This window comes from Mesorhizobium sp. M4B.F.Ca.ET.203.01.1.1, assembly GCF_004791025.1.
In the GTDB taxonomy this organism is placed as follows: domain Bacteria; phylum Pseudomonadota; class Alphaproteobacteria; order Rhizobiales; family Rhizobiaceae; genus Mesorhizobium; species Mesorhizobium abyssinicae.
Window position 1 is genome coordinate 167,687 of sequence record NZ_SRUO01000007.1, and the last position, 13,228, is coordinate 180,914.

12 protein-coding genes and 1 pseudogene are annotated in these 13,228 nt (G+C 64.1%); 1 reads left to right on the forward strand and 12 read right to left on the reverse strand.

Annotated features, from left to right (window positions below; genetic code table 11):
• Positions 1-8 precede the first annotated feature (8 nt).
• The 10 genes and pseudogenes from fabZ to EN846_RS17570 all read right to left on the reverse strand — a co-directional run bounded on the left by fabZ (position 9) and on the right by EN846_RS17570 (position 10,238).
• Positions 9-467 (reverse strand): 3-hydroxyacyl-ACP dehydratase FabZ, encoded by a 459-nt coding sequence (fabZ, locus tag EN846_RS17525; RefSeq protein ID WP_127286425.1) that lies wholly within the window; start codon positions 465-467, stop codon positions 9-11.
• On the reverse strand, positions 460-1,515 hold the full coding sequence (lpxD, locus tag EN846_RS17530) for a UDP-3-O-(3-hydroxymyristoyl)glucosamine N-acyltransferase (RefSeq protein ID WP_127286426.1): 1,056 nt from the start codon (positions 1,513-1,515) through the stop codon (positions 460-462). Before lpxD ends, fabZ begins: the two co-directional genes overlap by 8 nt.
• Before the next feature lie 76 nt (positions 1,516-1,591).
• The gene (gene bamA, locus EN846_RS17535; RefSeq protein WP_127286427.1) at positions 1,592-3,967 is read right to left on the reverse strand and encodes an outer membrane protein assembly factor BamA; all 2,376 of its coding nucleotides are present in this window, start codon (positions 3,965-3,967) and stop codon (positions 1,592-1,594) included.
• 219 nt (positions 3,968-4,186) lie between these two features.
• Positions 4,187-5,329, reverse strand: a complete 1,143-nt coding sequence (gene rseP, locus EN846_RS17540; protein ID WP_127391653.1) for an RIP metalloprotease RseP — start codon at positions 5,327-5,329, stop codon at positions 4,187-4,189.
• A 103-nt stretch (positions 5,330-5,432) separates the two neighbouring features.
• Positions 5,433-6,248: a phosphatidate cytidylyltransferase gene (locus EN846_RS17545; protein ID WP_127391654.1), complete on the reverse strand. Its 816-nt coding sequence runs from the start codon at positions 6,246-6,248 to the stop codon at positions 5,433-5,435.
• A gap of 11 nt (positions 6,249-6,259) precedes the next feature.
• A pseudogene (locus EN846_RS17550) lies at positions 6,260-6,991 on the reverse strand (isoprenyl transferase); the annotation flags it as partial.
• A gap of 20 nt (positions 6,992-7,011) precedes the next feature.
• A complete protein-coding gene (gene frr / locus EN846_RS17555) occupies positions 7,012-7,566 on the reverse strand; it encodes a ribosome recycling factor (RefSeq protein ID WP_127286039.1) in 555 nt (184 codons plus the stop codon).
• Positions 7,567-7,689: 123 nt separating this feature from the next.
• Positions 7,690-8,412, reverse strand: coding sequence for a UMP kinase (gene pyrH, locus EN846_RS17560; protein ID WP_128346962.1), 723 nt, complete (start codon positions 8,410-8,412; stop codon positions 7,690-7,692).
• Between the two features lie 156 nt (positions 8,413-8,568).
• On the reverse strand, positions 8,569-9,678 hold the full coding sequence (locus EN846_RS17565) for an aldo/keto reductase (protein ID WP_135858418.1): 1,110 nt from the start codon (positions 9,676-9,678) through the stop codon (positions 8,569-8,571).
• 32 nt (positions 9,679-9,710) lie between these two features.
• Positions 9,711-10,238 carry a nuclear transport factor 2 family protein gene (locus tag EN846_RS17570; RefSeq protein ID WP_127393700.1) on the reverse strand — a complete coding sequence of 176 codons (528 nt, stop codon included), beginning with the start codon at positions 10,236-10,238 and terminating at the stop codon, positions 9,711-9,713.
• Between the two features lie 116 nt (positions 10,239-10,354).
• Here EN846_RS17570 and EN846_RS17575 point away from each other — a divergent pair, with 116 nt between their 5' ends.
• Positions 10,355-11,281: a LysR family transcriptional regulator gene (locus tag EN846_RS17575; protein ID WP_127393699.1), complete on the forward strand. Its 927-nt coding sequence runs from the start codon at positions 10,355-10,357 to the stop codon at positions 11,279-11,281.
• Between the two features lie 26 nt (positions 11,282-11,307).
• On the opposite strand, the gene tsf is transcribed toward EN846_RS17575, so the two are convergent.
• Entirely contained in the window at positions 11,308-12,228 is a 921-nt protein-coding gene (gene tsf / locus EN846_RS17580) for a translation elongation factor Ts (RefSeq protein ID WP_127286034.1), read from the reverse strand.
• 118 nt (positions 12,229-12,346) lie between these two features.
• Positions 12,347-13,126: a 30S ribosomal protein S2 gene (gene rpsB, locus EN846_RS17585; protein ID WP_127286033.1), complete on the reverse strand. Its 780-nt coding sequence runs from the start codon at positions 13,124-13,126 to the stop codon at positions 12,347-12,349.
• Between the last annotated feature and the right edge of the window lie 102 nt (positions 13,127-13,228).

A 13,228-nucleotide genomic window follows, 5' to 3' on the forward strand; every position in this document is an offset into this window, starting at 1 on the left:
TTCGATCGTCAGCCGGTGACCATCATCGCCGAAATCTCGGCTTCGGCGGCCTTGGCGCCGTCCACCAGGGCTTCACAGGCGAATTTGAGCAGGTTGCCGCGCTTCTTGATTTTCTTGACGTGGATCTTCAACTGGTCGCCGGGGACGACCGGCTTGCGGAACTTGGCATTGTCGATGGTCAGGAAATAGACCAGCGAGGGTTTTTCAGCGTTGAGGCTGCGGATGCAGATGGCGCCGGCGGTCTGCGCCATGGCCTCGACGATCAACACGCCCGGCATCACCGGCTGATCCGGGAAATGGCCCTGGAAATGCGGCTCATTGATGGTCACGTTCTTGATGCCGACGGCGGAATCGTCGCCGTCGATGTCGACAATGCGATCGATCATCAGGAACGGATAGCGATGCGGCAGGAGCTTCATCAGCCCCAATATGTCGACCGCCTCGAGCGTCGCCACCATGTCAGCCATTCCCATCGCCCTGTTTGCGGGTCCTGGCCAGCTTGCGCAGCATCGCGATCTCGCGCATGGCCTCGGCCATCGGCTGCGCCGGATAGCCTCCCCAGATCTCGCCCGCCGGGACGTTGCTCATGAATCCGCTTCTCGCTGCAAGCTTGGCCCCAGGCCCAATGGTCAAATGATCGGCGAGGCCGACGCCGCCGCCCATGGTGACGCCGTCGCCGACGACGACGGAACCCGAAATACCCGAAAGTCCGGCTATAATGCAATTGCGGCCGATGCGGACATTGTGGGCGATCTGCACCAGATTGTCGATCTTGGTGCCCTGGCCGATGATTGTATCGGACATGGCGCCGCGATCGACGGTGGTGTTCGAGCCGATCTCGACATCGTCCTGGATGACGACGCGACCGATCTGCGGCACGCGCTCCGGCCCTTTGGCGCCGGCGACAAAGCCGAAGCCGTCCTGGCCGATCCTGGCGCCGCCATGGATGATGACGCGATTGCCGATCAGCGCATACTGCACGCTGGCGCCCGGGCCGACATAGCCGTCGCGGCCGATCTGGCAGGAATGGCCGATGACCGCATGCGGAGCAATGATGGTGCCGCTGCCGATCGAGACGCGCGGACCGATGACCGCGCCGGCCTCGACAACGGCGCCGGCCTCGACATGCGCCGACGGGTCTATGTGGGCATGCGGGGAGATGCCGGTTTCGCCGGTCATGGGCCCGGGTGTGGCCGCTTGCGGAAACAGCAGGCGCCCGACCAGCGCGAACGCCTGCTGCGGGCGCGGATGGGTGAGGACCGCGACGCCTGCCGGAGCCTTGCTCGCGAAGTCCGCCGGACAGAGAACCGCCGCAGCCTTGAGCGACGGCATAAGGGCGAAATTGCGCTTGCCGTCGACGAAGACGAGCGCGTCCTTGCCGCCTTCATTGGCCGGCGCCAGGGCTTCGATGGCAATATGGGATTGGGCGGAATCGACAAGCTGGGCGCCGGTCAGATTCGCGACTTCGCCTGCCGTATACCGGCGTGATGGCGCGAAGAACACCGGATCGGTCATTCCAGAAGCAATATCCAGCTTGGTCGGATCACTCTTCCGGACCGCAACGCGGCCCGGAAGCATTGTTACCCGCGGATCAGAAACGGGTCGCTATGCCGAAGTTGAATTCCTGCACGTCGTCGGTCGGTTGCTTCTTGACCGGCACCGCGTAGTCGATGCGGATCGGGCCGAAAGGCGAAGCCCACATCAGGCCGACACCAACCGAAGCGCGCAGCTTCATGTCGGTCGTCGACTGATCGACCAGGGCGGTATCGACCTTGCTGCCATAGAGCGTTGCCGCATCGGCAAAGACCGCGCCGCGCAGGCCGAAGCTTTCCGGGATAACTGGCAGCGGGAACTGGGCTTCCGCCGAGGCATTGAAATAGGTGGTGCCGCCGAGGTGATCGCCACTGGTGCCCGTGGCAACAGGTCCGATGCCGCCATAGGCGAAGCCGCGAATCATGCGGTCGCTGCTCTGGAAGTGATCGAAGATACGCAAGCCGTCGTCGCCATAGCCTTCGATGTGGCCGGCACCGCCGGAGATCAGGCCGACCAGATCCAACTGCTCGGAAAGGGTCTGGTAGACACTGCCGCGGCCCGTCACCTTGACGAACTTGGCATCACCGCCGAGGCCGGCCACTTCCGTGGTCACATTGGCATAGATGCCTTCATGCGGGTTCTTCATGTCATCGATGGTGTTGTAGGTCAGGCCGAGGCTGACCGACGACTTGATCCACGGACTTTCGTCAATACCCTGAACGATCGCCGCCGAGATATCGCAATCCGCGTCCGGAATCCCATCTTGCGGCGTGTCATCGCAACCACTGTCGAGCTTATACTTCTCCTGCGCGATGTTGTACGCCAGCTGCGTCGAGATGTTGTCGGTGATCGGCAGGCCGAAGCGCACGGTCGCGCCCAACGTCTCACTGTCGTAGTGATCGTAGTTGCGCGTCTGCTGGAACACGTCGAAGCCGGCCGCGATGCGGCGCCCGAGGAAGTAGGGCTCGGTGAAGGAGAAGCTGTAGTCGCGCGAGTTCTTGCCGCCGCCCGCCGCGATCTTGATGTACTGGCCGCGGCCGAGGAAGTTGCGCTCGGTGATCGAGCCTTCGACGGACGGCCCCGCCGTCTCGCCGCCGGTCGAGTAGCCAGCGCCGACCGAGAACTCGCCGGTCGACTTTTCGACCACATCCACCACCAGCACGACCTGGTCGGGCTGCGAGCCCGGCACCGTCGAGATGTCGACTTTGTCAAAGTAATTGAGCGCTTCCAGGCGCTTCTTCGCGCGCTGGATGAGCACCTGGTTGAAGGCATCGCCTTCGCTCACATCGAACTCGCGACGAATGACATAGTCGCGCGTGCGGTCGTTGCCGCGGATTTCGATGCGCTCGATATAGGCCTTGGTGCCCTGGTCGATCGTATAGACGACCGAAATCGTGTGGTTCTCGAAATTGCGGTCGCCACGCGGCGTCACCTGGGCGAAGGCATAGCCGGAACCGGCAACCTTCTCGGTCAGCGCGATGATGGAGTCCTCGACGTCCTTGGCGTTGTAGACGTCACCCTTATGGGTTTCGACCACCGATTCCAGCGCCTTCGAGTCGACCTCGGGGATGGTGCTTTCGACACTGACGTCGCCGAACGTGTAGCGATCGCCTTCCTGGACGGTGATGGTGACCGTGTATTTGTTGGTGGTGTCGTCGAGCTCGCCGACCGCGGAGACGACCTGGAAGTCGGCATAGCCGTGATTGTAGTAGAAGCGGCGCAGCAGTTCCTGGTCAGCGCGCAGCTTGTCCTCGTCATAGACGTCGTCGCGCAGCACGAAGGAAAGCCAGGACGAACGCTTGGTGGCGATGACGTCCGAAAGGCGGCGGCTCGAATAGGCGCTGTTGCCGACGAAATTGATCGCGGCGATCTGCGTGCGGCCACCTTCATTGATGTTGAAGACCACGTTCACGCGGTTGTCGCCGAGTTCCATGATCTGCGTCGTCACGGCGGCGTCGTCGCGGCCGATGCGGCGATACGCAGCCTTCACCGCATCGACGTCCGAATCGAGCGTCTGCTGGGAGAAGGTGCCGCGCGGCTTCAGCTGCACGGCGACTGCCAGTGCATTGTCCTTGAGCTTCTTGTTGCCCTGGAACAGGACCTGGTTCACGACCTTGTATTCAGAAACCTTGACGACCAGCGAGGAGCCGACCTGGTTGATCTGCACATCCGAGAACAGTCCGGTGCCGAACAGCGCCTTGACCGCATCGTCGATGTCGGAGCTGGAGAAGGCCTTGCCGGGCTTGATCTGGATGTAGTTGCGGATGGTGTCGGCGTCGACACGCTGATTGCCCGTCACCTCGACTCTGGAGACAACGGCCGCCTCGGCAGCTGATGTGGCAACGAACTGCACTGCGAGCGCGCCTGGCACAACCAGAGCGGCGGACAAAGCCACCGCGGACGCGGCGCTCAGAAACTTGGATGCTGCCTTCATCGGGCTTTTGTACCTTTTCTCGTAGTCCCCACGGCGAGAAAACCGGACGTGCGGTAATTTTCCCATACCGTATTAACCGGATTTTCCCTACACGCAAGGCTTCTGGTTAATTTGTAATTACTTAACCCTGGTGCGTGGCTTTCGCGTCACGCCTTACCCCTGTGCATGGTAAACGGCGTCTCAACATTGCGGCTGCTGAAGCCAAATTTCTTCATGATTTCAGCATCCAAACAGATCGTTCCAGAATACGAACCCCATGAAGCCGAGCACCAGAAGCAGCCCGGCCCGATAGGCCATTTCCATCATCCGTTCCGACACCGGCCGGCGGATGACCGCCTCCACGCCGTAGAACAACAGGTGGCCGCCGTCGAGAGGGGGAATCGGCAACAGGTTGAGAATTCCTATCCCCACTGACAGGAAAGCAACAAGCTGCACAAGCCACTCGAAGCCGAGTTTTGCCGCCTGCCCCGACATTTTCGCGATCTTGATCGGCCCGCCCAGCTGGCATTTGTCCTCGCGGCCGACGAGGAAACGCTGCAGGAACTGGCCGGTGCGCTGAATGACGTGACCGGTCTCTTCGACGGCCGCTCCCACCGCGCCGACCGGATTGTAGGTGATGACGCGCGGCTGGCCGAGTTCCGTGCTGTTGGCGACGCCGATCACCGCCACCTTGATCTTGTTGCCCAGCGCGTCCTGCTGCTCCATCGGCTCCGGCGTCGCCGTGAGCGTGATCTCCTTGCCGCCACGCAGCATGGTGAAGGCGATGGCGTCGCCGGCGCGACCCTGAACCAGGCGCTGGACGTCGGCGAAGGTTTCGACCGTGCTGCCATCGACTTTGACGAATCGGTCACCGGGCAGGATGCCGGCTTTCTCGGCCGGGCTGCCGGCGACAACCTCGGCCACCATCGGATCCAGCACCGGGCGGCCATAGACGGAAAACAGCACGGCAAAGACGGCGATCGTCAGCAGGAAATTGAACAGCGGCCCCGCCACCACCGTGGCTGCGCGCTTCCAGATCGGCTGGGTGTGGAAGGCGACGGCGCGCTCGGCAGCGCTCAGCGTTTCCAGGTCCTCGGCGCTCGGCTGGCTCGACGTGGCATTCATGTCGCCGACGAACTTCACATAGCCGCCAAGCGGTATGGCGCAGAGCTTCCAGCGCGTGCCGTGGCTGTCGTTGAAGCCGAAGAGCTCGGGGCCGAAGCCGATCGAAAAGGCCTTGACGCCGATGCCGCACAAGCGGCCGATGAGGTAGTGACCCATTTCGTGCACGAAGACCACCACGGTCAGCACGAACAGGAACGGCACCAGCGTGCCGAGGACGAAGCCTTCCGTGCTGAACAACGCGTGAAGAATCTCGTTCAAGTCGTGTCCTCAAGATCGTGCGCGACGCAGGCCGTGCCGCGACTGTGACATCAATCCAGGCGAATCCGTGGCGCAGCCCGTCTCTCGCCCTACGACATGCGGTTCAAACCGGAAACAGCCCCTGTGCCGGATGATCGGCGCCCGCCGATATCCATCCGATGACGTACAGGGCGAACGCCGCCGCGACAAGCCCGTCCACCCTGTCCATGACGCCGCCATGGCCGGGTATCAGGTTTCCCGAGTCCTTCTGCCCATGGCGACGCTTGACCCAGGATTCGAAAAGGTCGCCAGCTTGCGAGACGACCGACAAAGCCAGGGCGACAAGGCCAAGGATGCCGAGATTGCCGACCCCGGCCACCGAAGCCAGAAGCACACCCGCGATCACGCCGCCAATGGCGCCGCCGAGCGCCCCGCTCTGCGTCTTGCCGGGCGAGATCGACGGCGCCAGCTTGGGGCCGCCGACGGCGCGACCGACGAAATAAGCCGCTATGTCGGTCGCCCAGACGACGGCGAACAGGAAGAGGATGGCAATCAGGCCGGAATGGTCGCCGTCGCGCAGCATCGCCAGCGACAGGCCGGAGAGAGACGCATAGGCCAGCCCGGCGGCATCCCATTGCGCCGCCCCGCGCATTTGAGCGCTGGCGGCCGTGACCACAACTATGACCACGACGAGCGAGAGCAGCCAGGATGCCGGCACGCCGGCTATCAGGAAGCCGATGAAGGCCAGCAGCAGCGCCTCCGGCAGGAAGCCCAGGGAACCGCCGGTTGCCGGGCGCGCCATTCGTGACCACTCATAGAAAATGGTGGAGACGATGAAGGTGCAGAGAAAGCGGAACGGCAAGCCGCCGAGCCAGGTGAGCCCGAGCGTGACGGCGGCCAGCACGAGCGCCGAGATGACGCGCAGCTGGAGGTTGCTCATCTGGCCGCCGCTCACGAAGCGACGTCTTGGGCGGCAAGCCCGCCAAAACGGCGCTCGCGGCTGGCGAAGTCGCGCAGCGCGTCGGCCAGGTGCTCGCGGCTGAAGTCCGGCCAGTAGCAAGGCAGGAACACCAGCTCGCTGTAAGCCGCTTGCCACAAGAGGAAGTTGGACAACCTGAGCTCGCCGCTGGTGCGGATGACCAGTTCGGGATCGGGAATGCCGTCGGTGTCGAGCGCGCCGGCAAAGGACTCCGCCGTGATCGCCTCGCTGTCGATCTCGCCGCGCACGGCCGCGGCTGCAAGCTTGCGCGCCGCGCGCACGATTTCGTCACGCCCGCCATAGTTGAAGGCGATGACCAGCGTCAGCGACTCGTTGCCGGCGGTGAGCGATTCGGCTTCCTGGAGCAGGCCCCTGATGTCCGGCTGCAGTCCTGACCGGTCGCCGACGATTCGCACCCGCACGCCGTTCTGGTGCAGTTCGGCAAGGTCGCGGCGGATGAACAGCTTCAAGAGGCCCATCAGGTCGCTGACCTCGGATTTGGGCCGCGACCAGTTTTCCGACGAGAAGGCGTAAACGGTCAGGAACGAGATACCGAGGCCAGGCGCGGCGCGCACCGTCTTGCGCAAGGCCTCGACGCCGGCGCGATGGCCGGCAAGCCGCGGCATGCCGCGCGCCTTGGCCCAGCGTCCATTTCCATCCATGATGATCGCGACATGCGCGGGCGTTGCCATGGTCTCGCTTTCGGGCCGGTGAAGGACCGACCCTAAACCTGCATGATTTCAGCTTCCTTATCGGAAAGCAGATGGTCGATGGTGCTGATCATCTCATCGGTCAGTTTCTGCACCTGGTCGGAACGCTTGCGGTGATCGTCCTCGCCGATATTGCCGTCCTTTTCGGCCTTCTTGAGGAAATCCATGCCGTCACGGCGGACATGGCGGACAGCGACGCGGGCATTCTCGGCATAGCCGTGCGAAATCTTGACCAGTTCCTTGCGGCGCTGCTCGTTGAGTTCGGGCAGCGGGATCCTGAGATTGGTGCCGTCGACGATCGGGTTGAAGCCGAGATTGGATTCGCGGATCGCACGGTCGACGGCGCCGACCATCGCCTTGTCCCAGACCGACACCGAAAGCATGCGCGGCTCCGGCACGGATACGTTCGCCACCTGGTTGATCGGCATCGAGGTGCCGTAAGCCTGGACCTGGATCGCGTCGAGCAGGTTGCTGGACGCGCGCCCGGTGCGCAGCGAGGCAAGATCATGCCGGAACGCGGCGATCGCCCCGTCCATGCGCCGCTTGAGGTCGTCGAACTCACCACTCATCATCGTCTCCTCGACCCGTTTGCCGGGTTCACTGTTCAGGGCAACGGCCCCGTGCTCGAGCATCGTTCCGAAAACCGGCTGTCGCTTTCATTAGCGGGCTTCCGGTTCGGATCACGCTCCGGATCAATCGTCCGCAACGACCGTGCAGCGGCCGCCGCCCCTCAGAATCTCGCCAAAACCACCCTTCTCGTGGATCGAATAGACGATTATCGGAATGTTGTTTTCGCGCGCAAGTGCAATCGCTGCCGTATCCATGATCGAAAGCCCGCGTTTGATCACTTCGGCATGGCTGATGCGCTCGAAGCGGGTCGCGTCGGGGTCCTTCTTGGGATCGGCGGAGTAGACGCCATCCACCTGGGTGCCCTTGAACAGCGCGTCGGCGCCGATTTCGGCGGCGCGCAGCGCCGCGGCCGAATCGGTGGTGAAGAACGGATTGCCGGTGCCGCCGGCGAAGATGACGACCTTGCCCTGATTCATGTAGGCGGTGGCCTGGCGCTGGGAGAAGCTCTCGCAAAGCTCCGGCATGGCGATCGCCGACAGCACCACGGCCTCGACGCCGATCTTGTTCAGCGAAGTGCGCAGCGCCAGCGAGTTGATGACGGTGGCAAGCATGCCCATGTGGTCGCCGGTGACGCGGTCGCCGCCCTTGGACGCAACCGCCACGCCGCGAAAGATGTTGCCGCCGCCGATGACGACACCGACCTCGATGCCCATCGCGCGCGCCTCGGCGATATCGGCGGCGATGCGGTCGACGACCGAGACATCGATGCCGAAATGCTGCTCGCCCATCAACGCTTCGCCCGACGCTTTCAGCAAGACACGTCGGTAGAGGGGCTTCGCCGTCATCTGAACCTCGTCATTGTGCGTGTGATGCGCCTGGGGTGGCCGCCCTCGCGCAGGCGCCGCGCCAAAACAGCGGCGCGATGCGAGTTCCGATACACGAAGGGCGCCGCGATGTCACGCGGCGCCCCTGCGCAATCCCCGCCCGCCGGCTGCGGCCAATCAGTCGCTGGCAACGCTGACGGCTTCGCCTTCGATGAGCACCGGCGACGCATAGCCCGCAGGTTTGTCGCCTGTCGTGGCGCCGCCAGTGACGCGGCCCTGTATCTCGAAACCGAAATAGGAATAGGGGAATGGCGCGGGGGACCGGCTCGCCTCGTCCAGCCTGCCGCGAAGATCGGCGGGAATCGAAAAATCCAGCGCGCCGAGATTGTCCTGCAGCTGGCCGAGCTTCGTGGCGCCGAGGATGACCGAGGCGATGCCCGGCTGCGTCGCCACCCAGTTGAGCGCCACCTGCGGCATGCTGCGGCCGAGTTCGGCGGCAACCTTTTCGAGCTCCGCCACGATCTTCCAGTTACGCTCGGTGAATTTCTGGAACCCCGGATGGGTGGTGTTGCGGAACCCATCGAGCCGGCCGGCATTTCCGGCCTGCGCCGGCCGATACTTGCCGCTGAGCAAGCCGCTGGCCAGCGGGCTCCAGACCATGATGCCCGCCCCGTGACGCGTGCCGAAGGGGACGAACTCATGCTCGATCGAACGTTCGGCGAGCGAATATTCGAGCTGCAAGGCCGAAACCGGCTCGTAGCCGCGCAATTCGGCAATCGCCTGGGCGCGACCGGCATACCAGGCCGGCACGTCCGACAGGCCGATATGGCGCACCTTGCCCGCGCGCACCAGGTCGTCCAGCGTGCGCATGACCTCTTCGGCCGGCGTCAGCCGGTCCCAGACGTGAAGCAGGTAGAGGTCGATATAGTCCGTGCCGAGTCGCCTGAGCGAGGCCTCCACCGCGCGCATGATGTTCTTGCGGCCATTGCCGCCGCTGTTTGGATTGCCGGGCTCGGTGTTCATGGTGAACTTGGTGGCGATCACTGCCTTGTCGCGCAGCCCGCGCTCGGCGACGAATTCGCCGAGCCAGGTCTCGCTCGTGCCATTGGTGTAGAGGTCAGCGGTATCGAAGAAATTGCCGCCTGCCTCGACATAGGCGTCGAACATCGAGCGGGCGGTTTCCCGGTCGGCTCCCCAGCCCCATTCGGTGCCGAACGTCATGGTGCCGAGTGCGAGACGACTTACCCGAAGGCCGCTGTTGCCGAGCGTGTAGTAGCTCATGGTCATGGTGTTGTTCCGATCCAGATTGACGCCGCCTTTCAGCGGCCGGGAGTGGCCTTGACCCACGGGTTGCCGCGCTCATGCGTCATGCGGAACGTGAACCCATCCACTTTCCAGCCGGCTTGCGTGCGGGCCAGGTGGTGTTCGTAGGTGCCCCAGACTTCCCAGAGCGGGTCGCCATTGCCTTCCATCCGGTTCCAGGCGTAGCCGTTCGACGACACTGTGGCGCCATTGCCGTCGAATGCCACCTGGTGGTTGGTGCGCAGGTGCAGGCTGGTCTTGCTTGCCTTGAGGTTCGCCGACCATGTGCCGATCAACTCGTCGGAAGGGATGGTGGCCGGCGGCTGTCCGGAGAGGCTGCTGAAGTCCACCGTGACGCGATCCGCGAAGTAACTGCGGGCAAGCGGCCAGTCCTGTGCGTCGACGGCGCGGTCGATGGCGTCGGCGATGCGGATGATGGTGCGCTCATCGGCGAGCGCGCGCCAGTCGGACGATTCCGCTCCGCCGGCATCGACCGGCGCCAGCGCAATGCCGGCCGCGAAAGTGACGTGCTTCAACGCATTCATTTCATCTTCTCCTCGTGCATCAGCCCGCTGCCGATGGTTCTGGCGACAATGTGGGCTGATGTGCCGGAATCGATAAGATTGCATTGTTCGCAATGACTATGCGATATCGTTCAGCAATGGATCGCGATCTGCTCAGCCATCTGCCTGTCGTCGTCGCCGTGGCGCGGCGCGGCGGCTTCGCGCTTGCCGCGGCGGAGCTCGGCATGAGCCCGTCGGCGGTCAGCCATGCGGTGCGTCTTGTCGAGGAAAGGATCGGCCAGCCGCTGTTCGCCCGCACGACGCGCAGCGTTTCGCTGACCGAGGCCGGCAAGGCATTGATCGAGACGGCGGCCCCTGCCCTGCAGGACATCGCCGAACGCATGGACCGCATCCGCGGCATCGGCGGCCGTCCGGCCGGGCTGCTCAGGATCAATGTCTCCCATATCGCCATCCCCCTGGCGGTGACGCCCGTGGTGGCGGCAATGGCGGAACGCTATCCGGACGTGACCGTCGAGCTGTTTGCCGATCAGGGCCTCGTCGACATAGTTGGCGAAGGTTTCGACGCCGGCATCAGGCTGGGCGAGATGATCGCGCAGGACATGGTGGCGGTCCGGCTGACGCCGCCATTCAGCGCCGTGATGGCCGCTTCGCCGGCCTATGTTGGGCGGCGCGGCCGTCCCGCCAGCGTGGCCGATCTCGCCAGCCACAATTGCGTCGGCTACCGCCTCGTGCGCAGCGGCGCGCTCTATCGCTGGGACCTGAGCGAGGACGGCAAGGACGTCTCGGTGGAGACGCACGGCACGGCAGTCGTCACCGATTCGCTCGCCGCGATCGACCTCGCGCTTGCCGGGGTCGGCATCATCTACGTCTTCGAGCCGCTGGTGCGCGCTCACATCGCCGCCGGCCGCCTTGTGCAGATCCTGCCGCAATCGGCGATAGAGGAACCCGGCCTGTTCCTCTATTTCCCGCGCCGGGCGTCGATGGCGCCGAAGCTCAGGGCCTTCATCGATACCGCACAAGAAATCGGCCGGGCATCCTCGCGGACGCCCGGCCGTGCTGCCTGAGCTCTGTAGCCTTACTTGTGCTTCGGCTATTTCTTGACCGCCGCCGCGACTTCCGCGGCGAAATCGGTCTCTTCCTTCTCGATGCCTTCGCCGAGCGCGAAGCGCAGATAGGCAGTGATCTTGGCCGGCGCGCCGATCTCCTTCTCGGCATCCTTCAGCGCCTTCTCGACGGTGATGTCGGGATTGAGCACGAAGGCCTGCTTGAGGAGCACGACCTCTTCGTAGAACTTGCGCAGACGGCCTTCGACCATCTTCTCGATGATCGCCTCCGGCTTGCCGGACTGGCGCGCCTGGTCGGAGAAGATCGCCTTCTCGCGCTCGACGGCCGCCGGGTCGATCTGCTCGGCGGTCAGAGCCATCGGGTTGGTGGCGGCGACATGCATGGCGACCTGGCGACCGAAGGCGTTGGCGGCATGCTCGTTGCCGGTGGTCTCGATCGCCACCAGCACGCCGAGCTTGCCGAGGCCGTCGGCGACGGCGTTGTGCACATAGGTCGCCACCGCGCCGTGCGGCACGCTGAGCTTGGCCGAACGACGGAAGCCCATGTTCTCGCCGATGGTGCCGACCGCGTCCTTGATGGTCTCGGTGACCGACTTGTCGGAGCCCGGATATTTGGCGGCGGCCACCGCTTCGGTGGTGCCGTAGGCGAGCGCCACCTTGGCGACGTTGGCGACGATTTCCTGGAAGGCAGCGTTACGGGCGACGAAATCGGTCTCGGAATTGACCTCGACGACCGCAGCCTCGCGCACGCCGGAATCGACACCGATCAGGCCCTCGGCGGCGGTGCGGCCGGCCTTCTTGTCGGCCTTGGAGATGCCCTTCTTGCGCAGCCAGTCGACGGCCTCTTCCATGTTGCCGTTGGTCTCGTTCAACGCCGCCTTGCAGTCCATCATGCCCGCGCCGGTCAAGTCGCGGAGTTCTTTGACCTGTGCAGCCGAAATGCTCATTGTCGCCTCTTTGTTTCAAATGCGCCGACGCACCATCGATTCTCGATGATGCGCCCGGCGACAGCGCTTAGCGCGCCAAGATATTGGAAAGATGAAGGCCGGAACCGGCCTTCGCTATTTATGCTTCCGGGGTCTCGGCCGCCGGAGCATCGAGCGCCGGCTCGACCGGAGCCTCGACCGAGGCGCCGATGTCGACGCCGAGCGCGCCCTGCTGGCGGGCGATGCCGTCGATGGCAGCCTTGGCGATCAGGTCGCAGTAAAGCTGGATGGCGCGGGCCGCGTCGTCATTGCCGGGGATCGGGAAGTCGATCTTGTCCGGGTCGCAGTTCGAATCGATGATGGCGACGACCGGGATGCCGAGACGCTTGGCCTCGAGGATGGCGATCGCTTCCTTGTTGGTGTCGATGACGAACATCAGGTCCGGCGTCGAGCCCATGTCCTTGATGCCGCCCAGCGCCTTGTCGAGCTTCTCGCGCTCGCGGTCGAGGTTGAGGCGTTCCTTCTTGGTCAGGCCCTGGGCCTCGCCGGCCAGCAGCTCGTCGAGCTTGCGCAGGCGCTGGATCGAGTTCGAGATCGTCTTCCAGTTGGTCAGCATGCCGCCGAGCCAACGCGAGTTGACGTAGTACTGGGCCGAGCGCTGCGCGGCGTCGGCGACGATTTCGGACGCCTGGCGCTTGGTGCCGACGAACAGCACGCGGCCGCCCTTGGCGACGGTGTCCGACACCTGCTTGAGCGCCTGGTTCAGCAGCGGCACCGTCTGCGACAGGTCGATGATGTGGATGTTGTTGCGGGCGCCGTAGATGTAGGGCGCCATCTTCGGGTTCCAGCGGTGGGTCTGGTGGCCGAAGTGAATGCCAGCTTCCAAAAGCTGACGCATGCTGAAATCAGGCAGAGCCATTCTCAAGTTCCTTTCCGGTTGGCCTCCACGGACACAGGCATTTTCGGACCGTGGTCCTCGAACGCCACCGGAGGTTTCAGCCGGATTTCTCCCGGGCAGACA